The 25,799-nt window shown below is 49.6% G+C and carries 16 protein-coding genes; 2 read left to right on the top strand and 14 right to left on the bottom strand.

The features are described from left to right. Nucleotides 1-61: 61 nt before the first annotated feature. From ACTU44_RS00810 to ACTU44_RS00845, 8 genes are all read right to left on the bottom strand, one after another. Complete coding sequence (locus ACTU44_RS00810) at nt 62-2,125, bottom strand: AIPR family protein (RefSeq protein ID WP_462096415.1); 2,064 nt, start codon at nt 2,123-2,125, stop codon at nt 62-64. Next, nucleotides 2,118-3,137: a PD-(D/E)XK motif protein gene (locus tag ACTU44_RS00815; protein ID WP_462096416.1), complete on the bottom strand. Its 1,020-nt coding sequence runs from the start codon at nt 3,135-3,137 to the stop codon at nt 2,118-2,120. The genes ACTU44_RS00810 and ACTU44_RS00815 overlap by 8 nt, the downstream gene beginning before the upstream one ends. After that, on the bottom strand, nt 3,134-5,875 hold the full coding sequence (locus ACTU44_RS00820; protein WP_462096417.1) for a Z1 domain-containing protein: 2,742 nt from the start codon (nt 5,873-5,875) through the stop codon (nt 3,134-3,136). The genes ACTU44_RS00815 and ACTU44_RS00820 overlap by 4 nt, the downstream gene beginning before the upstream one ends. 42 nt (nt 5,876-5,917) lie before the next feature. Then, nucleotides 5,918-7,405, bottom strand: coding sequence for an ATP-binding protein (locus ACTU44_RS00825; protein WP_462096418.1), 1,488 nt, complete (start codon nt 7,403-7,405; stop codon nt 5,918-5,920). 270 nt (nt 7,406-7,675) lie between these two features. Beyond that, nucleotides 7,676-9,541 (bottom strand): helix-turn-helix domain-containing protein, encoded by a 1,866-nt coding sequence (locus ACTU44_RS00830; protein WP_462096419.1) that lies wholly within the window; start codon nt 9,539-9,541, stop codon nt 7,676-7,678. A 5-nt stretch (nt 9,542-9,546) separates the two neighbouring features. Beyond that, nucleotides 9,547-10,557: a TniB family NTP-binding protein gene (locus ACTU44_RS00835; protein WP_462096420.1), complete on the bottom strand. Its 1,011-nt coding sequence runs from the start codon at nt 10,555-10,557 to the stop codon at nt 9,547-9,549. Further along, a complete protein-coding gene (locus ACTU44_RS00840) occupies nt 10,554-12,557 on the bottom strand; it encodes a Mu transposase C-terminal domain-containing protein (RefSeq protein WP_462096421.1) in 2,004 nt (667 codons plus the stop codon). Before ACTU44_RS00840 ends, ACTU44_RS00835 begins: the two co-directional genes overlap by 4 nt. Further along, nucleotides 12,557-13,075: a Tn7 transposase TnsA N-terminal domain-containing protein gene (locus ACTU44_RS00845; RefSeq protein WP_462096422.1), complete on the bottom strand. Its 519-nt coding sequence runs from the start codon at nt 13,073-13,075 to the stop codon at nt 12,557-12,559. Before ACTU44_RS00845 ends, ACTU44_RS00840 begins: the two co-directional genes overlap by 1 nt. Nucleotides 13,076-13,320: 245 nt before the next feature. Between ACTU44_RS00845 and ACTU44_RS00850 the strand changes: the two genes are divergently transcribed. After that, nucleotides 13,321-14,298: a hypothetical protein gene (locus tag ACTU44_RS00850; RefSeq protein WP_462096423.1), complete on the top strand. Its 978-nt coding sequence runs from the start codon at nt 13,321-13,323 to the stop codon at nt 14,296-14,298. 11 nt (nt 14,299-14,309) lie between these two features. On the opposite strand, the gene ACTU44_RS00855 is transcribed toward ACTU44_RS00850, so the two are convergent. The 6 genes from ACTU44_RS00855 to ACTU44_RS00880 all read right to left on the bottom strand — a co-directional run bounded on the left by ACTU44_RS00855 (nt 14,310) and on the right by ACTU44_RS00880 (nt 25,372). Further along, nucleotides 14,310-15,416 (bottom strand): Fic family protein, encoded by a 1,107-nt coding sequence (locus ACTU44_RS00855; protein ID WP_462096424.1) that lies wholly within the window; start codon nt 15,414-15,416, stop codon nt 14,310-14,312. An 811-nt stretch (nt 15,417-16,227) separates the two neighbouring features. Beyond that, complete coding sequence (locus ACTU44_RS00860) at nt 16,228-16,539, bottom strand: hypothetical protein (protein ID WP_462096425.1); 312 nt, start codon at nt 16,537-16,539, stop codon at nt 16,228-16,230. A gap of 188 nt (nt 16,540-16,727) precedes the next feature. Beyond that, nucleotides 16,728-17,489 (bottom strand): GNAT family N-acetyltransferase, encoded by a 762-nt coding sequence (locus ACTU44_RS00865; RefSeq protein WP_462096426.1) that lies wholly within the window; start codon nt 17,487-17,489, stop codon nt 16,728-16,730. 370 nt (nt 17,490-17,859) lie between these two features. Beyond that, nucleotides 17,860-19,545, bottom strand: coding sequence for a DUF262 domain-containing protein (locus ACTU44_RS00870; RefSeq protein ID WP_462096427.1), 1,686 nt, complete (start codon nt 19,543-19,545; stop codon nt 17,860-17,862). Between the two features lie 55 nt (nt 19,546-19,600). After that, nucleotides 19,601-22,270, bottom strand: coding sequence for an ATP-binding domain-containing protein (locus tag ACTU44_RS00875; RefSeq protein WP_462096428.1), 2,670 nt, complete (start codon nt 22,268-22,270; stop codon nt 19,601-19,603). Nucleotides 22,271-22,489: 219 nt separating this feature from the next. Then, nucleotides 22,490-25,372 (bottom strand): type I restriction endonuclease subunit R, encoded by a 2,883-nt coding sequence (locus tag ACTU44_RS00880; RefSeq protein WP_462097426.1) that lies wholly within the window; start codon nt 25,370-25,372, stop codon nt 22,490-22,492. On the opposite strand from ACTU44_RS00880, the gene ACTU44_RS00885 reads away from it, so the two are divergent. Continuing rightward, nucleotides 25,271-25,675, top strand: a complete 405-nt coding sequence (locus tag ACTU44_RS00885) for a TRAP transporter large permease subunit (protein WP_462096429.1) — start codon at nt 25,271-25,273, stop codon at nt 25,673-25,675. The genes ACTU44_RS00880 and ACTU44_RS00885 overlap by 102 nt on opposite strands. Nucleotides 25,676-25,799 lie beyond the last annotated feature (124 nt).

Below are 25,799 nucleotides of genomic sequence, written 5' to 3' on the forward strand. Positions count from 1 at the left end.
ATAGGGCGAAAGCGCTCTCTAACCAAGAGCCTCAGATTAGGCAAAAGTGTGCGGATAGAGCTTATGCGTCTTCTTGATTTACTGCAAAGCCTAGGCTCTGCGCTTCGCTGAGGATCTTCTGCCCCTGAACCGCCTGCTTCCGACTTGGCTTACGCCCCTGAGATGCGAGATGCCCAAGACTAAATGACAGACTTCTCTGCCATCCCTGCAGATTATGGGTCTCTTTTGCCCAGCTTGAGATCCCGAACCACGTATCAGCAGGCACGTGTGCCATTGCGTCTATAAGCGCGGCCTCCTCCGAACTAGGCGCGTCTGCAGTATGTGTGTCTTTCTTCGGCCTGTTGGCGGGCCTCGATGACAGTCCCTTGGAAATTGCTTCAGGCACATCCAGCTCTGTTTCTCTGAACCGCTCCCAGCAGAGATCTTTCTTACACCACTCCCCAATGTTCTGGCCATTTGGGGCATTCGTGATGTGCTTGTGAGCAAGAACTGTGATTTCCTCAATAAATGCTGCCAGCGCTTCAGGGAGATCCTGACGCTCCCATATCTCCTCCAGATCAACCCTCTGAGCCGTACAGTGACTGAGCAAAGCGAGAGAATATGCCACAATCTGAGACCGGTATCCGCCGAACTTCTGGCGGGTAACAATACGCTCCGTCTCCTTAAATAAGATTGCTTTAGCGACGAGGCGCCTGAAGTACTCTTCATCAACCTCTATGCCGCCACGCTCATCAAGCTTGGCCATGAAATAGAGAAAACTTTTCTGCGCCCCACGCGCCACTATCTGCGGAAGCTGTGACCAGGCATTTTCAAATTTCCCCAGATCAGTCTTAGTAAACATCTGCCGACGTGGGTTAATAGCCTCCCATGCTTTCTGCCGTGCCGGCGTCCCCTCACGCGTTTTGCTATCCAAGTACTGGCCACGGGCTCTCTCAAAGAACCAACGTGTCTGTTTCTGGAGACCTCTCTTCGGCGGGGCCCAAGTCTTTCTTGAAACTTCTTCAAGCTTTACGTGGAAGGGGTCGTTGGAAGTGAAATCCGCCTTGTTCACCTTGTTCTGACTGTTGGCAAAAAGAGAAATTTTAGGAGCAACCTCGTCGACGTACTCGGTCCCGGTGATCTCGGTAATCTTCACAGGTATGAATATCTTCGAAATATCATATTTGTCCTTTGTGGCCGCCCGGTATATTGAGCCGGTAGTCTGTCCCCCGTTTACGATCTGAAAATCATCAGTAGATGATATCTCAAAATTATCTATACCCTTCTCTTCACCGGTCACACCTCTGACAACAATCGAAAGCCCATTGTTATAGGCAACAAACATATCTGACTCTTCCTGGATTGTTTTTCTGATACCCTTGTTCACATCGCCCCTGAGCTGAAGAAAACTTCGGACATTCCGCTCGAGCAGGCGGGGACCATGGCGCAGATAAAGGTCCACAATTGTCTGGCCGGTGAGCATAGACATAAAGCACCGGTATTTTTCAGAGGTCTGCGGGACAGCCAGACACCTGAGAGGCTGGCCTGTCAGATCCTCAAAATTTACCTTGATCGGCTCATGGCCCGCGTTTGACACATCAGCCCGGTATAACCGACGCAGATCCCAGACATGATGAGATATTTCAATCTCGCCAATCCTGAAATCCTCAATTGCCTCAATTTTTGTAAGGCCGTCGGTCACGAGGAATAGTCGTGCTGAAACAAGATTACGCCGCGAAGACCAGATCGCCCAAGCCATGTCATAGCCATCAGACGCCTCCTCAAGGGACTTGTGATATCCATCAAGCGCCTTCTCGAGGAAAGTTCTTAGGCGTTTGAATGCTGTATCAACATCCGTTTTTGTTACGCTTTCTAGGGCCTCCGTAAGCCTTGCATCAGTGACAAAAAGGTCAAGCCTGTCTCCGTCCTCGGAGACATAAAAGCCATTCGCCTTTACTCCGCGGGCCTGATGATAGGAAATCTCGGCATCCTCTATCTCACCAATATCCACCAGATACTCAATGAAGACCTGGGTAAGTTCATCTTCACGTAATGCCCCTTCTTCATGAGCGTCCGCTCTGGCGATAACCTCTTGAACGAAGTCCTGCTGAAACCTTTCAAGATCAGCAATTTCCAGATCAGCCATTCACACCTCCAAGCACTTCCCCGAATTTATCTCCGTCGGTTAGATAACTGCTCAGCGCATCTGCGACGATTGTATATTTGATGTCACCCACGCCGGGAGGCAGATCCTTCTCAGTTAATCTCGGAAAATTTCCCTGAACACGGTAAATCACAGGATTGGAAATAACGTATTTTTTGTCTGTGTAATCGGAGTTCGCTCCGTCTTCATATCCCCCCTCCCTCAGCCTCAGGCTGAATTCCGCTAACGCAAGGGGTTCTTTCACCATTAATCTTCGAACTGCTTCCACGGTTTCAGCGAGTGATATTCCTGCACTACCCTCATCAAGTCGGATATGCGCAAGGAAAAGATACTGGTGCGGCTTCTCATCCAGTTGCTTCTCACTGTTTATCTTAAGAACAGAATGCCTTTTCGTGATTGTGGTCTTCACCTCAACTGCAGTCTCGGCACATATGAAATCCTGGTGCGAGCCTGAAGGGCCATGCCATGAAAAAACCGCGTCTGTTGCTGAAACGGGGCCGATCATGCGCTCCTTCAGGAATACCAGTTCGCCTAAAAGGCCCCTCTGTTTTTCCGGTGACAGCCCCTTGCCACCTCCACCCTCCATCATCCGCTTCCAGCGGGCCAGATAATCCAAGGCCTCTCGGAATGCAGCTTCTTCATCAGCAACTCGGGACAGCTGCTCTGTGAGCGAAGCTGCAAAGGTCGCGAAAAGGTCTTCATGTGCCTTTTCTTCAAGAACCAGAAAGAGACAAAGACAGCCCTCTGTTACACCTGGAACATCAGAAACCTGGACTTTGATCCCTTTCGTGGAGGGAGACTTGATTTTCTCGTTACCGCCGGATTTGGTTCCCTCAACGATAATCGCACGATTTTCGGTCGGCCACGTTATGGCAAGGAAGAGCTTTACTTTGGAATCCCGGGCGATCCTCCTCCGGGTCATTCCGCTCTGAGGCTTTGGGACTGCCTCTGCAATCAGCTCAGACCAGACCTTCTGTAGCTCCTCAACGATCATTCGAAGATCTCCTCAAGCCCCTGAACGCTTGTCTCAGCGTAATCAATGAGCGGGGCATTCTCGTCGTAAGGGAAACTTACCGCAAAACCCATTAGTGGCTGCTCAATTCCTTCAACATAAATCGGGTAGATAAGCAAAAGGCCGTCAGTTTCTGCCCGCTGCCGCCGGACCCAAACTCCTGAAGGCGCATTAGGTTCCTTCCCTTTACCTCCCTTTCCAATCCAACACCTTCGGGTTTCTTCCAGCGCTTCTACGACTTGTTCAGGATTGAGATCCATCCACTCATCTTTTGGGTCTACAAGACGCCCGATCGAATACTTGGTTTCAGTCTCAATTTTGCTCTCACGCGTCAGAAGCCCGATTTTATGTCCGCCGATTTCCTTTGGTGGCGCCTTTGAGCGGGAGGACGAAACCAGACGCACAGACCAGTTGGTAAGCTTGCCGACGGCAACTCGGTTTTCAACGTATTGACAGATGGCCGTGCTGTTTGCCTTCCACGACTCGCGCGAGGTCGTAACCGATTTAAACAGGTCTATAACTATAGACGCCCCAACATTACGCCAGTCACAAGTGTTATTCTTTCCCCTCGAATGAACCTTTCCGAGAGACCTGATAAAATCTTCAAAGACTTCGAAGTTCTGTTTCGGGAAAGGGTCATCGATATCAAAAGCCACGGTTTCCGAAATTGTTCCTGAGAACCCGGCCCGGATTTTCCGGCTGGCGCGCATCTTATTTGCAGCGGTAATGAGTAGTCCGTCAGGATGGGTCCTTACCCTGTTCGTATATTCAAGCGGGGTCATACCTCTGGAGAAGACATGATCAAACTCCTCCCTAAGCTCGGACGTCGCGGTTGAAATGTGCCGGTACCACTTGATCAGCTCAGGGGACGTATAAAGCCGGAGCAGGTCTGCATACCTTGGGCGGTAACCAAACCACCGACCCATCTGCATCAGAGTATCGTACATCCGCGATGTTCTGATAAAATAACTCACACTAAGCCCCTCAAGGGTAAGACCTCGTGAAAGTTTATCGCCGCCGATTGCTATCACGTACATACCGTCGGGATGATCAACATAATCCAGCGCGTCTTTTGCGGAGCCATTAATTTCCCTGACTTCAATTCGCTTGGCGGCCTTTACAATTTCCCCCTCGACGTCTTCCCAGCGAAGCGGTTTAAGATCTTCTTCCGGCAGCAATTGCCGCACTTTTTTGGATGTAGGGACAAAGTCACGGTCCCAAAGATCACGGAGGTTCGAGAGAGCGTTCCCCCCTGAGCCGGGATACTCTAGCTGCCGGCGTATATCATCAAACTCTTCTTTTACAATTCGCGCGACCTCGCCCTGAACGCGGGTAAATCTAGTGACATGCACCAGCATGGAATTATGTTCATTAATGTCACCTCTGGCGCGTCTTGCAGCACAGACCAGAATAAATGCGCTTATTGCTTCTATCAGAGAAGATGGCAGGTAAGGTACGTCATGCTCTTTTTTATGTCTGGGCGGGAAGGAAAGATCCGAGTCAACGACCTTTCTGATTACAGGAAGCCCCTGATCTGTTTCAACTCCATCTGAGCGGTCCATACCGAACAGCTTTTCAGCTCCGATGTAATTAGATGGTGCCGGCAGATTTATGATGAAGCTTCGGGGAAAGAGTCCTTCCCCAGCATCTTCGGTGAAATCCTCATGATGAATAAAGATATTTGCAAACGGAGTCGCAGTATATCCGACGTACGCGCTCTGCTCGAATGCCGACAAAATCTGACGGATCAGCTTGTTCGTCTGCGTTGGATCATAGTCAGGCCTCGGCTCACCGAACTCATCCAAGTAATCGTTCGTATTTGCAGATGCATAGTCTGCTTCGTCATCAATCAGGAGTAGAGGCACATTCGTGATTATTTTTCCAAGAGGCGATTCAGGAGCCTCCTGTCCTCTGACAGCCAACGCCCAGTTAAGCAGGTTTCTCAGAACGCTCGTGTTCTTCTTCACCACGAACAGCACCGGGTCTTTCCCTCCCGGGACGATTGAGGTCTGCTGCGCGGTAACCCTGCGGAAGTCTCCCTGCTCGCTGCTACTTGTTAGTGAGTGAGCAACCAGAAAGGGGGCTCCGGTAATATCACCAACACCAATTCTCTGGTTGGCTTTCCCCCAGGACAGATGATGCCTTGTATCAAATCCCAAGACGCCCTCATCAAGGCGCACCTGGGTCTGACTCCGAAGGCTGTTATGGGCACCCGCCAGAACAATTGCGAGACGATAACCCGCATCGAAAGCCTTGGTGATGAGGCCCGTATAGTTAGAGGTTTTGCCTGACTGAACGTGGCCTACAACAAGCCCTCTTCTATCCCAGCTTCCCGTAAGTGCCGGATCCCTTAGCCTGTCGAGGATATCGTCCGTCAGTTCGTCAAGGCGGAGAATTACCTGGTCCGGAAGATTTTTCTCCTCGCGCAGGTAACGCTCATAACGCTCCCAGAACTCGAACTCTGTATCTTCCTTTTTAGCTGCCAGCCATGCCTTGTATTCCTTGTCATCCAGGATGGAATAGCCGCCAACATGTACGTTATTATTAAACTCGAGGTCATCCTGCAGCCTCTGAAAGTCCAGCCCATTGTACTCGGCGATATTTTTGAGCATGTTCACTGCCTGCACGATGTCGCCGAGCGTCACCGGCTTTTTCAGGCGAAGAAAATTATTTGCCATCCCGAAGGCTGATTTGTAACGAATCTTTGAATCTTCATTCATCAATGTCACTAACCGGTCCGGCGAACAGTTCGCCGGCTCAGGCTACCCCCTATTAATTTCGTCCAAGAATGCGGTCAGCACATCAGGATGAGCGTTGAAAGGCTCCATCACAGCGAGCTTTGTAGCCGCAGCAGTCTTTGTTTCTCCCTCTTGGATAAGTATCCCGTACACCTCACGCATGCACTGCAATAGTCCTTTCGGATCATCCCCAAAAGGAACCCCCAGGGTGTCGGGCTCCTCGGCATTGTTGATAACGATAAGAGGGCTCGGAACAGCCTGTTCGATCATAGAGAGAAGGGATGAGAACTTTTCTCCGTCTTCGCAGGATTTTCTCACTGACTTCACCAGCGGATGATCCCTGTTGACCTTATAATAGGTTCTGCCTCTCAGGGTTTTTGCAGACCAGACGAAGACAAAGTCATCAGCATGCTTTCGCTGAAGAACTTTTCCCCGGTGCCTGTATACCTTTGCGGCCTTATCCCTCGTCGCACGTGCAATCCTTTTAAGGTCGTCTCGCATTGCTGCTGGCGGATATGCTCGGGCCTTTTTGACGTCAAGATGCCATGCCTCATCAAGTGAATTAGGCAAATCGATCTGAATGCGTGCGAGCTTGTAATGCTCCTCTTTTTGGATCCCCAGACTAAGCCAGTCCCCGGAAACAATCAGCCGCCGATTGCGATATACATAAAAACCCTGCTGTGCATTCCAGCCCTTGGGACCTGATGCTGTGCTATGCTCCTCCTTGGTCAAACGTGAATGGTGCGGCAGCACAAACGGGAAGACTTGTATCTTTTCTCCCCCATAGGAAAGCCGCTCCGCGGCTAACGCTTCGGACTTTCCTTCAATAAAGGGATCCCAGCCAGAGACCCTCGCACCATTGATGAACATCGATAATGCGCCTGCACCCTTGAGGTACCGATGGAATACCATGCTCAGATGAGCACGTACTTCGTCGATTCTCTCACGGAACCTTTTTTCTGCCTTTTTATCTCCGGGAGAACCGTCCCTGACCACCCTATCGAGCTTCGACAGCGCTACAATCGTTCCCTTTCCGATCGATTGCAGGCGCTCCGAATGGTTTTTCACATCTGGTATTGGCGGTTTCAGGAGCCGCCATTCACCACCTCCGTGTTCCGCAATATAATCGAGATCCCAGCATCGGGTGACGACTTCAGCGCAATTCGCAAGAGAGACAACCGTCAGACATCTTGCCTGAGAGAGGGATGCAGTCTTCAGTCCGAGGCCGAATCTGCCTAAGTCATTTTCTGACCTTTTCACCGTCGGGCTGATACTGCCCATTCGCATTGCCGCTACCAGACCGGCTTCATCCATGCCTTCGCCATCATCAGCAATGAGAATTGCCGATTCAGCGCCATCCCAGATAAACTCGATCCAGATGTTTTTGGCGTTTGCCGAGATGCTGTTATCGACGAGATCTGCGAGTGCTGTGGCAAGGTCATAACCGAACGCTCGCATTGACTCAATCATCGCGCCCGCGTCGGGTGACACAACCTCGTATTCGGCACTCATTCCAATACCTCGTAACAGGCTAAATCTCTAAAACTGCCACGGATTCAGAGCATATTTGGACTGACGAGTCTATCGGTGATTAACCGAAACTTGCGCACTAAATAAACTTAAAATTGCACGCCTTACTTTGGTTCCTGAAACTTTATCGCTTGGGAAGCATGGCTTTTTGTCGCGGCGAAACTAGTCGCGAACCCGCGATAACTAATTAAACCCTAGGAAGAATTTTCTGCCGTTTCTGCGGGAATCAGATCAGACACAAGATCGGGCCCTTCAAGGTATTGCTGATCTTCGAAAGAAATATTGGCGACTTCCGTCAATCGCCGGTCCAGTAACCGGACTAGCCCCTAACTTTTTCATATGGGCAACGACGGATCTTGCGGAAGTATTCTTGTGGGCTGCCAAGCAGGAAGCGGAAATGTATGTCGCCTTGAAACGCTCAATCGCATCCAGTGAAACCTGTCTGCGCAGACGGCCATCTAACGGGACAGAGGTTGTTTCAAGAAACCCCTTATGCACGAGATGACGTGTTGCTTCTTCATTTAGCCCAAGCATCCTTGCAGCTTCACGAATGGTAACGGCCCATTTGATCGTCCGCTTTTCGTTGTAAAGAAACGCTCGGAAGTCTGCGTCATTGAAGAACAGATCTTTGAGATTGATCACCTTTGTCGAGCGCTTCTGCGATTTCAACTCGCCACCGAGCACACCCTGAATCAGGTCAACGATACTAAGCCCCTTGGCGGTGCAGCGACGCAGCGCTTTGGTAAAAGTCACAGGCTCATCTGCGAACCGGCAATAGGTCGCCTGCTTTGTCACAGACGCAATAAATTCGTCGATATCCTGCTTTTTGAATGCCCAGTGTTGAGAACCATCAACCTTGGACCCTTTCACTGCCCTGATTAGGCCTGCGTTCACCAGTTTCATGAAAGGGTGCTTTGAAACGCCGAGCAGCTCTTCTGCATCATTGGTTCCCAACAGGTTCTCACGCGCATTTCGGTACCGCTCAACCTCCGCGACTTCTATGACGCGAAGGCATCTGCTTTGCATCTGTCTGGTGGTTGCAGCCAGATTGCCCCCAGCAATATCCCGTCTCAGGATACTTGGATGAATACCAAGGCGTCGTGCTGCTTCCGTAACCGTAACAAACGACTGATCCCGGGACCATTCATCCGACAATCGCTTGCTGGTTGGTACGACAAACCCAGCAAACCACTTACCTTCAATGTATTTGGCAAACTCAGCACGGATAAGGTGCAGATGCTCAACCTCCTGCTGCTTACGAAACAGATTGGTGTAGAGCGATCGGAATTCTGCCTCGAGCCCGACGTGTTTTTCAACATCCTGTTCGGTGAATTGCCGCACCTCGTCGAGCAGTAGGTGGAATCCGTTCGGCCAATCAGCAAGAATCACAGAAACCCGGTCAAATACCTCGCGCAATGCGTCCGCGGTAAGATTGTAAAACAATTGTCGGCCGGTTCCACGCCCTCGACCTGAAATATAGGCTGCCAAGAACATCGAATGGTTAAGAATATCTGTGAAACTCAACTTCTGAAATGCCGGATGCAGGGCGCAGTTTTCGTCTGCCAGCTGATCGTGGAAGCGCTTCTCCAGCAACCCGCAGAAATCTACTGTTTTATCGGGTGCTGAACGCGGCCGAAACGATCTCAAATCCCCACCACAAGCGCATTCAAGAAGGTTTTCACGTGCCCAGCCAACGCGTCGATTACATTTCCTGCAGTTCTCAAGCAGATAGGTCCCGTGTTTTGGACAGGCACTCAAAGGCTTGATATCCCACAAGGCACGATGGTAGGGAGCTTCGCTCAAGCATTGCGGGCAGTAGCGAAAAGAACGCCTTTCCTGCGCACAAATATGAACTTCATGAGACCCCACACGAACCCACCGGGGCCCCACAATTCGGCTCTGAATATTTGAAAGCTCCCGGTCTCCAAGGTTTAGCGCGCTTGCCAACTTTGCAATGTCATCACGCGGCAAATATGTGCGTGGATGAATACCAAGCTGCCTCAGCATCCAGTTTGGATTGTGATAACCATTTTCCGTCGAAACCCTGAGCAGATATCCCCGGAAGCTCTCAGCCTTTTCCGGCTTAGGACGTACCAGTAGTGACCGATCACCTGACATGTGTCTCACCTTGCTGAGAGGACTTCGTTAACGTTTTGAGAACGTGATCTCGCGCTAATCGACGGGATGCATCCCGCCACCGACATATGCCGGCTCTCGGGAAGCGGGTCGATTGCTTGTCCATCCCAACTATCGAGAAACGGATTGAGAACTGCTTTGTCTGGCACAAGGCGCTCTCTGAACGATTTGGCGAGATGCTGTTGGGTTATCGACGAAGCATTGCATTTGGCTGCTTCATATGCAGCACCGTGGAGTAGCTTGATCAGAAGAGATATCAGACCTTTTGTAGCAGCATGGCAGCGGACAACTTGGCTCTTCAAATCGCTTTTGCCCCCCAGAATCTCCGCAAGCTTTCCGTCTACCGCGTCAAGAATCCTGGTGAACTCTGCACGCTCTGCCTTGTCACTCCAAGCAAACGGCGAAAGTTCAGTCTGATAACTAAAGCGCCGCATGAGCTGTTCATTTGCTGAGAGCACATTTCGCGAATACGGAAGCCCAACCAAAGCCACCGGAATCGATGTGTTGGAAATGAGGTTCTTCAGCCAGTCAGAAACATCGAGGATAACCCGCTCGCTCTTGCGATCGATAAAGTGCTGAAACTCATCAAGGATGATCAGTTTCGTGCCGCACTCCCGAAGCAGCTTGCGAAGCCTTTTGGTTCTTTGCTCAAATGTGCCCCGATCAGAAAGAGGGTCGCCAAGCTTATCTAGAAGCTCGGACGCCATATTCTTCATCGTTGCCGGCACCGGAATTACCGCGCTCAGAACCGGAACCAGTTTACGGTCCTGGGTTTCGACAGGCTGGTTATCGACGAGAAAAGCCTTTGCAAGCGTCGACTTCCCAACACCTGATGGACCATGCAGAAGCATACAAACCGGTTCTCCATAGCCCGTATAGGACTGCATGCATTCATCAAGCCGTGCCAAACCGGTCTTGAAAGAACGATGGCGAATCAGAACATCACCCATCACCTGATTGATGTCAGAAAGCTTGTCTGGATTAACAGCAATGCTCATACGTCATCCTTTCCGACAGCCTGAATACGCTGCATGCCATCAGCAAGAAAATCGTCATCTTCGACCAGGTCGTCACGATAATCTTCCTCCTCGGCCGTTGGTGCAGCATCAAATGAGATCTCATAAGAGGTGCTCTGCTCGACAATCCGATCTTCATTCGTGGGTGCTTGACTGGAGGACTCACGAAACCGTCCAATCCGTGCATTGGTTGTGCGTTTCCGCTTCTTGGTCTTGGCCGATTCCTGAATAAGGTCGTGAATGTATTCTTTGACTTTCGCAAGTTCAGTTGGATCGATCTGACGCGCCCCCATTCTCCGAAGGTACTTACGAAGGATCTTGTGCGGCCATAACCCGAGCCCTTCTGCGTATTCGGGATCCAATGCCGGGACATCGAAATAGGTATTGGTTCTTGGATCACGGACATGAATACGCCCCATATTGGTCGGGTCGAATTTCATATCTACCTGGAAATCCTTGTTAGAGCTGTTGCGGAGCTCGGTCAGCTTTCTTGAGCTGTACCAAATGCCCTCTATCACAATCCCTTTGGGATGAATTTTCCGAACTTCCTTGAAGCAGGAAAGAAGAACATTGAGGTCCTCCTGATCGGAAATAAGCCGAGGCGGAAACGTCTCCACACCTTCAGTCCATCTTTCAAGCGGCATTGCTTGTATACCTTCGTGCATCTTCCTGGCATGAATTTCGACAATCCATTTACACAAGACATGCTCAAGAAGTGCGATAGGAACGCTCGCCTCTCCAACCGCATCATTCTCTGAGCGTGCGTCCTTGTTGTGAAAGGTCTTTCCCGGCGCATCACACAGAAGAGATCGGTTGATCTCACCAAAAATCCTCTCCACAACACCTTTGGTCCATGGCGACTTCACTTTGTTATGCTGAATGGTGATACCTAGTTGAGCACACGCTATTTCCAGATCTTTGGAATGGAATTCAGGCCCGTTATCCGTAACAAGAACCTCGGGTACACCATAACAAGGCCATGTGCCTTCAATGTCTGGGTAACGCTCATTAACCCATTCCTTGGTTCCAATCGCGCTGCGTAGTGCCATCATTACGCTCGCAGAACCCGGCGCCTCAAAGCCCAGATAAAAGCCCAGAGGCATGCGTGAAAAATGATCAATGATCATTGTGAGTGTTGGTCGTCCTAGCGGAATATCGAGTTCCGGATCGTAGGCGATGATGTCGAGCAGTGTGTGATCGATCTCAACCCGCTCAAGCGGTCGAGAGGAGAATGCACCTTTTCCCACGTGTCGTGTTTCCTTTTCGGCAATGTGTTTCCCGTATCGACCCTTCAAGTATGTGTAGGGCTCGAGTTTCTCGATTTCGCGATAGAGAGTTCTAAGCGTCGGCACTGCCAGTTGATCAAATGCTAGTCTGTATGCATTCAGTCTTTCGATCTCGACGACGACAGCGGAGTAGACATCCGTCGGCCTCGGCCTGGACGTAACCAGAAATCGCTCATTAATTACGGCCTGAAGGATTTCGAGCACCTCAGGCGAAAACCGCCGTTGTCGGTTCCCGCGGCGCTTTGTTTGCGGCACCAAAGCCACAGGATCGCCGCCAGCCTGACGATAAAGTTTGCACCAGTTATAGAGCGTTGCCACTGACGGCGGTTTAAGGTCGTTGAGTTGTGCCGCACCAATTTCGATGCTGGCTTTCACCAAAGCTGCGCCACTCTCCGCAACCCTCGGCTTCTCAACTAATTTTACGTAGGCAAGCCTGCGACGTAGCTCATCGCGATCTTTTTCGGGAAGGGCACTCAGATCCTGGCGTTCAAGTACCTGCCGTTTGCGTGCACCAACAATGATGGAAGCTTCACCGTGGGCCACAGAAGACGCCAACTCTGGCCTTGGGATTTTCACCAATCGACCATCGTCTTCTGACTCAAGCTGAAGAATATCCCCCGCAAGGCAACGACGAACGGCATAGATGGTTTCACCAACAGACACCTCAGTTCCCATACCGATGCGAACAGCAACCATTACAGAGCCCTCCGCAAACAAACAGGTGCCTCAGCATTGTCAATTGGCAGGTCAATATCGATCCAAAGACTGCCTTGGGCAATGAGCGCGTAGACATTTGTGAACGGCACGCCATGTTCGCTCAAATGGTCGAACAACTCATCAAGTGTCCGATCCCCGCGATCAACAAGATCAATTACAATCCGCTTGTTTGTGGGGCTCACGATTTCGCGTTGATATCGCAAGAGCTTGGTGATGTTTGAGAGGCGCGGTTCTCTTCGAATTTCACGCTCAGTCATTACAACGAAATCAATATCTTGAGCAGCGTAGTGCTCTTTGAAGGCCACAAGCCTTTCTTTCAAAGGGCTCATTATGGACTGATCATATGGCTTCACCTCGAAGACTGTTAAACCGCGTGTCATCTGCGCGATAAAATCAGGCGTGTATTTACGCTGCTTCCCACTTTCGAAATAGGTCAGAGGCTCAGGCTGCTCCCGATAGCGCAGCACTGCCGGATCAAATTCCAGCAGGCGGATCATGTCCCGCTCCAGTTGGGACTCCCAATGGACGATCCGATTGGACTTCAAGCTTGGAAAGCGCCCAACGGCGCGATGTGTTGTCCTGCGAACAACCTTGCGACTTCTTTGTACATGAGGATCAAACATCATTCACAATCCATCTTATGATTCGTTTCATATTATGATTCGAATCAATTTTGCACAATCAAAAATTTTCTGCTATTGGTTATTGCAAGAACTTCCAACACCACGAAAAAGCACCCAAGATGAGCACACAATCATTCGATGAACTTCTTGCAAAACTCGAAAATGCCCGGGAACGCAGACTTCCATGGACAGAAATCGCAATGCTCATCAATGCGATCGAGAAAACACCGACCGGCAAGCAGTACGCTGCAAATAAAGAACAATTCTGGGAGGTTCTTGTTCAGAAAACCCGATACACGCGCAATGCCTTACAAAGGATGCGCTCTACACTAATCAGGGGCCGCGCTATTGCAGAGCGTGAAAAAGTAAAATTGCAAGAAATCCTGGGATCACGAGCACATGAGCCGAATGCTCTGTTTGACGTCCTCGGGCATTTCCACACTGCGGAGCTTTTTGCTCGAATACATAGCGCAGACGCAGATGCGGCTCTCGATCTGCTCGCTCAGATGCGCGATGAGAAAGTTCCGGTCATTCGCATTAAGGAAATCCTGAGTGAGGTGACAAACCGGAAGTTCTCGTCGTCTGCAATTCCGAAATATCTGATGCCAAATGAGGTCATTCACAGACAGCAGGCACTGGCTCTGATTGATGAACACAAGTCCCTCCTTTATGCAGGAGAGGACGTGAGCATCTATTTCAAACGCTATGAATTCGAGTTCTTCAGTATTGATGCAGTCGGCATTCGCTGTGGCGACGACGGCGCTTTGCAGTTGGTCGATGGTTTTATGTTTTTGACCGGGACACCGGCAAATAACAAACAAGGTTTCCAGAATCTGCTTTCGGACATCGATTATCGTTCTAGCTTCTTTCGCCATGTGTGGCTCTGCAGAACCAGTTCTTTCCGATGGCCATCAGAAGATATTCTCTCAGCAATTGATATGCTTGATATTCGCCAGGTTGGCATTATCGAATTTGATGAGAACAATGCAGAATTGAAGATTATCCGTCGCCCGAAAGGCGATACGCGACCTGCACGCTATTCATTGACGATCCGGGAAATCATGCGCCAGGGGATACCAGATTTCGGGATGGTTTGAAGATTAGTCCGCTAACCGCTCACCAAACGGTATTTCGTTGAACGTCCACGCCCTTCACAAACCTCTAAATAGCCTTTTGTTACCAGATCAGTCAGGTGACGCGTTGCCGTCGCCTTACTAACGCTGTTAATTGCGGCATATTGTGATGCGCTTATGACATTTTGATCCGCATCATCATGCAGCAGCACAAGAATTCTGACTTGTTGTGTCAAAAGTCGATTTTCTGGCTGTATCGTCACGAGGCTGTTCGCTTCAACACTCCAGCTTAATCTCGTTATCGCGCCGTCGAGTGCATTTTCCAAAGTTTTGAAAAACCAGATCATCCATTCCGTTATGTCCAAACCGGAAGACTGAGTTCGCTCCAACACTCGGTAATAGGTCTCACGGTCGGCTAAAATGTATGGCGCCATTGGGTACAAGACAGCATTTTCGTCTGTCTGAAACATTGCTAGATCAGCGACCGCGCGTGCGCTCCTGCCATTGCCATCTTCGAATGGATGCACGGTCACGAACCACAGATGCGCCAAAGCAGCTCTCGAAATCGGATCTATTTCTTTGGCTTCTCGGCTAGAAGTGAACCAGGTAAGGAATGTTTCCATCTCAATTGCGACGCGTGACGGGCTAGGGGCTTCGAAATGAATTCTCCGGTCGCTGCTTCCACCGGAAACCACGTTGATATCTTTGGTTCGCCATCTTGCAGGCTGCCCGATTTGAGCTGGCGAGTATGTCCTCTCGAACATGCAGCGCTGCCACATTCCTAATCGATGCAGAGTAAGGTCTTGAGAGGACTTGTCAAAAACGTTTGATATCAAAGCAGCAGCGTTTCCCTCCAGTATCCCGACACTCTTGGTGTCATCGCAAGAGGAAGGTCGGCCACAACCGCGCTCGATTTCATCGGATATCACAGTTGCGTCGAGGTACTCGCCCTCAATTGCAAAAGAAGCAACAATGCTCTCAGTAAGTGCTTTAGTGGTTAACGCTCTGGTGCCGTTCAGCGAGTTGACCAATCCGGCCACGTATCCCTGTTTATGATAAACAGGAGGTAAGTAGGCTTGGATTTGCTGGCTATCCCAAGTGAAGTTGGGCCAATCGCTGTGCTGCCAGTTCCATTTGCCCATCACAATACTCCCTCGTGAGCCCATTAATCACCATATTCGGCTCACATTATGACGTGAATAAATTTCACGGAAGAGGCAAAACCTACAACAACTCGCGATTTTGGCAAAAAATACCCCCCCAAGAGGCGCATCACTGAGCTCCTAAGAACTGCAGGCTAAGCGTGGGGGGGTGTTGTTAGTGAAATTTTAACTTAACTAGGAGCCCAGATGCAACAAATCTCAACGATTAAGGACGAGCAGAGCTAATTCATAGCATTCATTTGAACTTGCTCTGCTCGTTCTAATTTTATGTGTCACAGATTCTAGATTTATGCGTCGCGTTTCTAGTTTTATGCGTCGCGTTTCTAGTTTTATGCGTCAATTCACAATTGTGAATTGACGCATAAAACTGGAAGCACAATCCAACATACACTGGGAATTGAGTCGTTTCATGACGCATAAAATGCCGTTCAAACGACACATTAAATCACAATTTTTTGTCACGCAAATAATGTCATTTAATGTCAAATACTTGATGAATACGTCTCCTTCGTGAATCACGATAGGATTCTAGATTTTCGTGTCGATTTGAACTGCTGCTTTATTTGGAGGGCGCTATGCGCAATGCGGGACTACTATCACACGGCAATCAGAGCCGATCTGCAAGAACACGGAAGATCATGGCAGCCGCAAGCGTGGTCGGCTACGAACCCAAAGATATCGAGATTCACCCGAAGCCGGTCGTCACAGCGGAAGGCAGTTTGACAACTCAGCCGGCATAACCACCTTCAATGAAACAGCCCCGGGCCAAGCCTGGGGCTGTTGTTTAACCTTATGGACCCTTGGGGCCTGTGTAGTCCGGGTCTTCCGGTTCACTTTCATCATCGGGATCATCTGGCACAAGAGGCTCAGGCAACCCGAGCTTCACGGTCAGCCAGGCATCGACAGTGTCATATGCAGGGGCCTCCCCTACGAAGATCAAAACCCCGTCAATCCCGCCAACTAAGCGAACAAGATACCGCTCGCCATCGATGATGATCCAAAATGGCCCGTCTTCAGTAAGAACTTGCCCCTTAGCTAGATCACTCTCCGAAGCTAGGTTAAGCTCAATGTCTGCTTCGGGCTCGGGCCATGCGATCCTCATGGCCTCTTGCCAAATCTCTTCAATTGATGGCGGAGGGCCGTCGTACTGAATAGCCCCTGGAACAGCTGTGGTAAGCCGACGTCCATGTAAATCACTGTGAGTGCACAATTGCTCCCAGACTATACGACTAAAATGTCTAGCTTTCTTATAAACTAAAGCCATACATTCAGAGGATGACATCTGGGATGTTACTTAATACTAAGCCAGACAATGGCCCCCATTGTCGCTGTAAAGCCGGGCATCACCAGCCAAAAAAGGTTTAATGATATCCAGTTTGCGATGGCTGTGCGCAGGGGCTTGGTTGTGAAGATATTGTAGGTGGCTCTCAGCGAGTCATAAGCGGATGCTTTTCTCGACAGATCATATTCTAGCTGCTTCCTTGCCTTACAAAGCAGCATTAGCCCATCTGAAAGATCAAAGATTCGGTTCGAGGTTTTGGTTTCGGCCTTGTTCACATGCTTTACGAGGATCTGTTTCATCACAGGTTTCCCCCCTACATCATCGAATTCCAGGCCAAATTTCCCATAAAATTTTTTACGGCGCGCCACGATTTCCGGGTTTGGGTCGAAAATATCTATCGGAGAAATGGTCGCTTCAGGCCATTCCCGAGCCCAATCAATAATGCGGTTCATCAGGCAACTGCCAATCCCATGTCCCCGCAGGTAATCGGGATCAAGAAACAGGACGCTTGCAACCAGTGAAACAGAATTTCGGTAGCTGTTAAAGCTGGCGTCGAAATATCTGTAAGGGACTGGACCTGCACTCCGAAATTCGCTGACAATAGCATAACGAAGGTACAATTTGCTTTCGACGACCTCGTCATCAAGGGAAATGTTCCGGTCTTCACGCGGATTGACGTGAAGCAGCCATTTACCGGAAGCGGGGTCCGAAGGTTCTGAGGGTGAGACAGCAATCAGAAAGTCCGGATGCGGGGCATAAGGGATAAGCAATGGAAAATAGCCTCTTTAAACTACAGGTGCCAATTTACCGCATCTATTAGATCTCTTGCAGAACCGAAAGTTCATTTCTTTTTCTGGGTTTCGTATCACAGTGCTCTCGAGCTCCTCAACCAATCAACCGAGCGTCTAATCCTCTGTGCCCCTTGCCTTGTTCAGCGCCAAAGAAATTTCTTCCCAGCGAGAACGCCGCCAACCCAACTTGCTTAGCTGAAACATTCGGCTTCAGTGTTATCGACAACCGTAAGGTAATCAAGCCAGCCCGCATGACGCCTGTTTCTCTACAAGATGATCTTCCAAGCGGAGGTATCAAACCCAAAAAGTCTTCGCAGCACTGCAACCTACGACCCACAAACACTGAAAATCAAAAGCCAAGCCTCCATTCGCTTATGAGAACCTTCAATAATTCTTTTTGACGTTTTTCGAGAACATCAATGGTCCAATTGGGCTCATTGAGAACTTGTGATGTCAAAGCGAACGTCGCTACACCTTTTTTCTGGAAGTACTCAGTTTTCTTACGTCCAAAATCAAAGTTCTTAGCCTGAGAGTTTTTTTGTCTTGAGAGAAGCACTAAGTTTGCCAGCCTATGTGTCCACAGATTTCTCGTCTCTGGATCATGAAATAGCGAAAGCCATTCAGAATTAGCATCTGGATTTTGAGGCAACACATGTTCGATACTCAGAACTTTGTGCTCATAAGACACACCACTGTCAGATAGTAAGCTATCAAGACGAAGTAGGAGCGGCATTCGAACGCGCGTTTGCAGATAAATTGGTCCGTTCAGTGCTTCAATAATTGAGGCTTTCTCTTCCGCTGTTAGCTGCAACGGCGAGTCTTCGAGGCCTAAATCTTGGCCCGCTTCTATTGCACGCAGAACAGAGGCGTAGCGACCAATCCTCTGATTTATGTTGGCTCGTTGAATAAATAACCCATACGCCAATCGTTCCAAGTCAATTGCGAACCTGACCAACTTTTCATGTTCATTCACATGCTTACGGAAAAAGGCAATTGCTGGAGGTACCCAGTCGTAGTTGTCCAGACGAGAGAGATGGTCCAGATACCGATTTACCACTTCAGCATCTGCCGTGCTCTCATACGCCGCATATGAAACTATCTGATAGGCTTCAGCATAAGGCACAAGAACATCGTCGATGAAAGCCTCACCATTCTTAACCTTAAGAACGCTCTCTCTAAACTCATGATTGAGGTTTCCGCGCGCCTTGCTTTGCGCGAAGATCATCCGTATGTGAGAAAACAGGTCTCTGAAATCTTCGCGACCCAGATCTTCTTCAATTTCTTCCCACTGATCGTTGTAGTTGGAACGAATGTGTTCGGGCATTGCCCCGATTATATCGGCTTTCAGGATATCAGTGGGCGAGAGGTCCAAACCTCGGTCATTCATTACAGAGAAAACTCGGTAAGCTGATTGTTGGTCTGAGGCAGAAACGACTACGAGAAAACATCTCTGCAGGAGAAACATCGTGAGTCTGTCCCTCGTTTCCTGATCAAGATTAGAGAGTTCTGCTTGAAAGTGTTTAGCGTTCTCGTAAACACGTTTACGACTATCGGTTAAACTGGCGCTATCTTGCTTGAGGAATGACTTTAATCCGTCTCCTGTCTGGACCGACTTCCTGAAAAATTCGCTATCTCGATCCCGCAGAGTCAACCGAAAGCGATCCTCGCTGCCGGCAAATTTGTCACCCTTTTCACAGATGTATTTTTCTAGGTTGGATTTGGAGACAGTATCGTCACACAAGTCTCTGATAACCGCGATCAGAATGGTTAGAGTTGTAAGCCTCTGTTGACCGTCGACAACCTCAGCACGCGCATAGAGCGGGTCTTTTATTAGAACGATACTTCCTAGGAAGTACGGTGCCACATCTTCGATGGGCTCAGAGTGTCCCATAGTCGACAGTAGATCATCCAACAGTTCACCGGCCTGCTCTGTTGTCCACGAATACGGCCGTTGATAGGCAGGTATTTCGAATAGATAGTCATCGCTAAAAATACGCTTTAGCTCTTGTTCTTTTGCTTCAATTGTCTGCTTCATTTTGAACTAACCCCCATTCTGAAATGACGACCCGGAGATCATTGCGTAGCAGGCATTATGCCCAATCTGTGCAAAACAGCTCAGACAACGCACTTAATTTTGCAGGCAACGCACCCTTGCACGTCATACCAAAATAAGTCGCGGCACGCGTGGCACCGACATAGAGGTACTTCTCGAATAAATCGGGTTCGTTTGCGGCCAACTCATCAATGTTGACAAAAAATACGGCCTCAAATTCAAGGCCCTTGATGTGTTCAACACTGAATACCCTTACAGCGCTGTCATTGCCCTTAACCTGTCCTTGAGGACAAGCCTGCACAGTTACGTTGTTCGACGCCAAGGCGGCTCCCAACGCATCTGCAAGTTCAGAAATCTCGTTCTCGGTATTCACCAAGACGGCAATTGACGGAATTCCCCCCGTGAATCTCTCAATCTCAGTGATCCGATCGGCCAACCAATTTGCTTGGTTCCTTGTATCCTGTAGCGATTGAGCCAAGACAGGAGACAAGCCTAGATTGTCTGAAAATTTTGGGAGGTTAACCTGCGTTTCCGGGACTCCGGTTGAAGACAAAATCCGCTGGGCAAGTTCATGCAACTTTTCGCTTTGTCGGTAAGCAACCTCGACCGTTCTTGTCTGAAGATCTGGCAAGACCCAGCGCATCTCGTCAGCAGACCGGGTTCCCCAGGTGGTTACCCTTTGATTGAAGTCGCCACAGGCAAAGAACGATCGAATTTCTGGCTTGCAGAGGCTCGCCATACATGACAGTTGGATTGGAGAGAAGTCAGTGGCCTCATCCACCAGAACTTGCCCCATATAGAGGCCTCTCATGCGGTCAAACAAGCGCTTCGCCAGTGGATCGTTATCAATCAATTTGTCTGAACGACCACCCAGTGAGTTTGATGCTTTGATCATCACCAATAGGATCACATCCAGCTCGATCGGCGAAATATCTGTGTGATTGAACCCGTCTGCATGGAACCAACGCCCATCTTCCTGACGAAGACGACGGAATTGGCGATATCGAGAGAGCACACCCTCAACATATTTAATCGCAGGATTAACGAGCGGACGCAAAGAAGACTGGATCTGCAAAGTACGACCCACCAATGACAAACTGTCTTCTGATAATACTCGATGCCCCAACCACTCGATCAGACGTCCACTTGCGCTGTTAGGAGACAATGTCCGCCCGCTTACGTGTGATCTCGCCAGGGCTCGCATAGCGCGCATGTAGGCATTTGAAGCCGCCCTTCGGCCATTATGAGGCTGGTTTTCTTCATCGTCATCTTCGAACTCTTGGTCTAATTCGTCATCTTCAAACTTAGAGTCCTGAGCACTCAGAAAAGCTGCAATCTCATCTAGAAGGCCTCTTTCACGATTCAGATGTGCCGTTAAACCGCGCCTGATTATCTCGTCTGATGATTTCTTCAGCTCAGCCATGAGAGCTGATACGTCAGAAGATATTGCCGAAAATGAAATCAGTGCGTCAGCACCTAACGGCTTTTTCGCCTTGCTAAGAAGGTCCAGTGCTCGTTCACCGAGCGCAACAGTTTCTGCCTTTTTGCCCTTAAGCAAACCTTCTGCCGCTGTTTGAATTTCGTCCCAAAACTTCTGTTGTTGCCAGTCAGAAAAATCCGTAAAGAAACTGATCTGATCACTCTCAACCCCAGGCAGCAAAGTCTCCGCACGCGTATTCAGGACAAATCCTCGCCGAAAGTTCGCAGATCGCAAGAGCTTGAATTCGTTACGGGCCAGATCAGTGCGGTAGTCATTCCAAGTGTGAATACGCGTGTCAGGTGCCGGAATACCTTCTTTGTTGAATGCTTCTTTTACATAGAGCTTTAGCAGCTCTGTAGGCGTGAACATGATCCAGCTTTGGCGATGATCATCAGAGACCAAGTTCTGTTCACCATCGTCAAGAAACTCAGTATCGAGCTTCTGGCCAAGTCTGCGAACCAAAGTGGTCGTCTTCCCGGTACCCGGTGCCCCAAGAAGGAGCATCCGAGCACTGAGTGGCATACGAAAGATCTCACCTTGAATGCGATCCAGGACAGGCTGATCACGCAAACCCATTTGGGTAATCACGGCCCGGCGGATGCCCTCGCGAACTCCTGCGGACTCACTTTCTTCTCTGAGCAAGGCATCAAGAATGTTGTCATCAAGTTCAACACCTTCCGAAAGCAACTTACGCAAAGAATCCGCGCTAAGAACACGTTCGGCCATCAGTTGAAAGACGACATGCTCCGCATCCCACTTACCTTCCGTCAAGAATGGGGCGAACTTGACACTTTCAACAACCTCAAGAGCTAATTCATTGTCGCCGAGTCTGACTGTGTGCTCTTCACCAACTTCAAGCTCCGCCAACGGTCCGAATTGGGAGCGATAGCTCGTGAATTTCGCTTTCTCACCCGGCAAAGAGGCAGCATATGTTCGGGAGAAATAATACGTTGTTCTCTTACCCGTTTCGTCCGCAACGACAACGCGGGCGATTGCGGGTTCTTCCTTAAGGGAACGGTTACCTTCAAGAATTTTCCGAGATGTATCATCGGCAGATCGAATAGCTGCTCCATCCGTGAAAGTATTTCTGGCAACTGAGGAGTGGTTTCCTGAAGCTAGCTTCTTTTGGATCTCTACCAACGCAGAACGCGCTATCTTCTCAAACGTATCCAAACTTTCTTGGGCAACGGGGCGAACATCGGCCTCTACTTCGTTCACGTCTTCCATGTATCCCCCCTCTAATAACGTCGATTTCCACGAAAACTCTTTGTTCTTCGAACCAGACGTCGTCATTTGGTTTTTGTAGGCATTAACTGGCTATAAAGCGCTGAGCCGTCAAAAGCAGGTCGCAGGATATCAATCTATCGGTGCAAGCCAGATAGTTACAACCACTATTTCAGCGACATTTAATCTATGGGAAACACGCAAGGCGGGAATTTGGGTTGGTTACGCCTGGCCAGCATGAGGTTGGAAGTAAGCTGCACGATGTTCGACAAACTGAAAGAGAAGGTCTGTCTTTTGAGCCAGATCATCTTCGCTGTACGAGTCAACGGGTAGTCCGGTCCGGTCATCGTAAAGGTGGTCGTAGATTGACTGCTTGAGTCGATCACGCGTCGATACCTTCGCGAAAACGTCTTGCACATCACGCATCTGAGCTTCGATTTCTCGCAAAACTGAAACCGCCACCGACTTGATCTTCCTAATTTCGGCCTTCGAAGGGTCAGGCTTTAGAAGCATATCGAAAACTGCGAGCTGCTCTTCACTATCCAGCCCTTCTTTGAAGTGGCGCTGCTGCTCTTCACTCATTTCAGCTGACAGCTTCATAAGAGCTTCAAAGGTCGCCTCGATGGTGTTCTTGTCTTTTTCCTTGTTGTAATCGCGAACAATCTCGTCAAAGCGTTCCTGAAAATCAACGCGCAGCGGATTTTGCATCAACATCTTACGCAGCCGATTTTCAACAACCGTCTTCATATCCTGAACATCTGAACGCTTGCTCTCACTCTTCGCGAACTCTTTGCGCAGCAGGTCAAAGTTGATCTTCGAGATATCAAAAACCTTGTCACCTGAATCTACGTCGGCCTTGACGTCGATGGCGTCACTGACAATTGCATTCAGTTTCTGGATGATCTCGGAGGTATCGGCTTTGTCCTTATCTTCCTGAAGGGTCTTGTATATGAATTTAATCGCATCGCAGTCGGCTTTATAAGTCTGTACACCTTCAAATGTCAGACATGCCTTGTATTTACGAAAGACCGAGCGCGCGGCAATCTCGAACTTCTTTCGGCTTTCGTCATCAATATTGACCGCTTCTTTTGCATCAACCAGCGCCTTGTTTTTGGCAAATCCTGTTGCGGTCTTTAGCGTTGCGAGCTTAAAGCCGTTGTCCTGCAAAAGCTTGCGAACAAACTCGATGGCTTCTGAAAACTCCTCAAGTAGCTTTTCCTCAGGATGGAGCGGATCGGTTTCCGGCCCCTCACCATCAAAGCCATCTTCGCCCGAGTGGCCTGCGAAGGTTGCCAACGCTTTCCTTAGGTTCTTGAGAATGCCGCAGTAATCGACAATCAGGCCGTTGTTCTTGCCTTCTTTCACACGATTTGCGCGGGCGATAGCCTGCATCAGGGTGTGGGCCTGAAGGGGCTTGTCGAGGTAAAGCGTCGAGAGTGACGGCACATCAAAACCGGTCAACCACATGGCGCACACGATCACTACGCGAAACGGATGCTCTTCGCGCTTGAAAGCGCTTTCCACATCCAGCCGCTTGCCGTCTTCGAGAAGGAACCCTTCCTTCATCAGTTTTCGATGCGATCCAATATCAAGGCCCCACTTGCGGAACCGATCTACCTCACCCTGTTCGTCACTGACAACAACGGCGATCTCGGTATCGCGCATCCAGGAAATCTGTCGTTCACGAACCGCCTGATCCTGATCGTCGCGAGCGTTCTTCTGCTCAGCTTCCAAACTTTCGATACGCGCTTTCCAGGCCTCTTCAATAAAGCCGTGCATACGAACAGCGGTGATCTTATCGATTGCCACAAACATAGCCTTACCGGTTTCCCAGTTGGTCGAGTAATGCGTGGCGAAGTCCTCCGCAATATGATGCAAACGCATCTCTGCCGTGATGACGTAGTATTCGCGTTTCAGCTCATCTTCGAGCTTCGCTGCGACATCCGCGTCTTCAATCTCCGCCTCTTCAATCGCAGTGGATAGCTTTTCGTTGAGCCCTTCGGCAGACAGACCCAACTTATCCCCCCGCGCATCGTAATAAAGCGGTAGTGTTGCGTTATCTTCAATCGCGCGCTGGAAGTCATAGGTCGAAACATAACCGCCGAACACGCACTGTGTGATCTCGTCACTGGTAAATAGCGGCGTTCCGGTGAACCCGATATAGCTGGCATTCGGCAGCGCATCGCGCATATTCATTGCCAAGGTGCCATACTGGCTCCGGTGCGCTTCGTCCGTCATGACGATGATGTTGTCACGGGTCGAATATTCTTCGCCATCTTCGATCTTCTGGTTGAACCGGTGAACCAGTGAAAATATGAAAGCCTTCTGTTCGCCGAAGTACGTCTTGAGCATTGCACCGCTCTCTGCTCGGCAAGGGTCCCTGTCATTATTAACAAGCCCTACACCCGCGAAGGTTTTGTAAATCTGGTTATCCAGGTCCAATCGGTCGGTGAGCACAAGAAATGTGAAATCACCCCCAAGCTTTCTGCGCACCTTCTGCGCAAAAAACGCCATTGAGTAGGATTTTCCGGACCCTTGCGTATGCCAGAACACACCAAGCTTTCCGTCACGCTCTTTGCGAGTAATGACAGACTGTAACGCGCGGTTGACCCCAAGATATTGATGGTTACGGACAACGATCTTGGCGAGCTTGCCAGTGCTCTCATCGAAGAGAATAAAGTTCTCGAAAATATCGAGGAAGTTTTCGCGTGTGCAGATCCCCTTGATCAGGGTCTCCATCTGCACAACGCCCTTGTCACCCTCTGCCAGACGCTTCCAGTCGCTGAAATGCTCATATTTGGCAGAGATTGAGCCGACCTTCGCCTCAACGCCATTTCCAAGCACCACGAAGGCGTTGAAATGGAAGAGCTGCGGGATGGTGTCGAGATAATCTAGGAAGTTGTCGTCATAGGCGCGACGCAGTGATTTGTCAGGCCGCTTCAGTTCGACAAACATCAAAGGCAGGCCGTTGACAAAGCCAATGATGTCAGGACGGCGGCGAATGTGTTTGGTTGGGTCATTATCTATGAAGCACTTCCCCAGAAACTGGCAGCACTTATCACCTCGATCACAAGCGATCCTTTGCTGTTTCTTCTGATCGTCAATCTGGTGCTGTTGTTTGTTGGCATGGTGATTGACGGAATTGCAGCCATCATCCTGATTTCACCGATTTTGCTGCCAATCGCCATGAATGATTTCAATATCAGTCCCTACCAGTTCGGGGTGGTCATGTGCCTTAATCTTACGCTTGGGCTTTTGACACCGCCCGTGGGGGTCGGCGCATCATCCATGAGTGGCGTCTCCGCAGGACGCATCTTGAAATCACTCTGGCCGTTCTTGCTGGCCGTTACGATCATTCTGGTTTTGCTAAGCGCGTTCCCATGGATTTCAAACTTCATGGCCAAGTAGTTCTGGCGATCAGCTTGCGTCCGCCACCTTTGAATGATGGTGGGGATGTTTTAGGACATAACAAAGAAAGCCGAAGGTATCACCTCCGGCTTTCTAATTTTATGCGTCACAGATTCCAGATTTA

It is taken from the genome of Thalassospira sp. SM2505 (genome assembly GCF_054901115.1).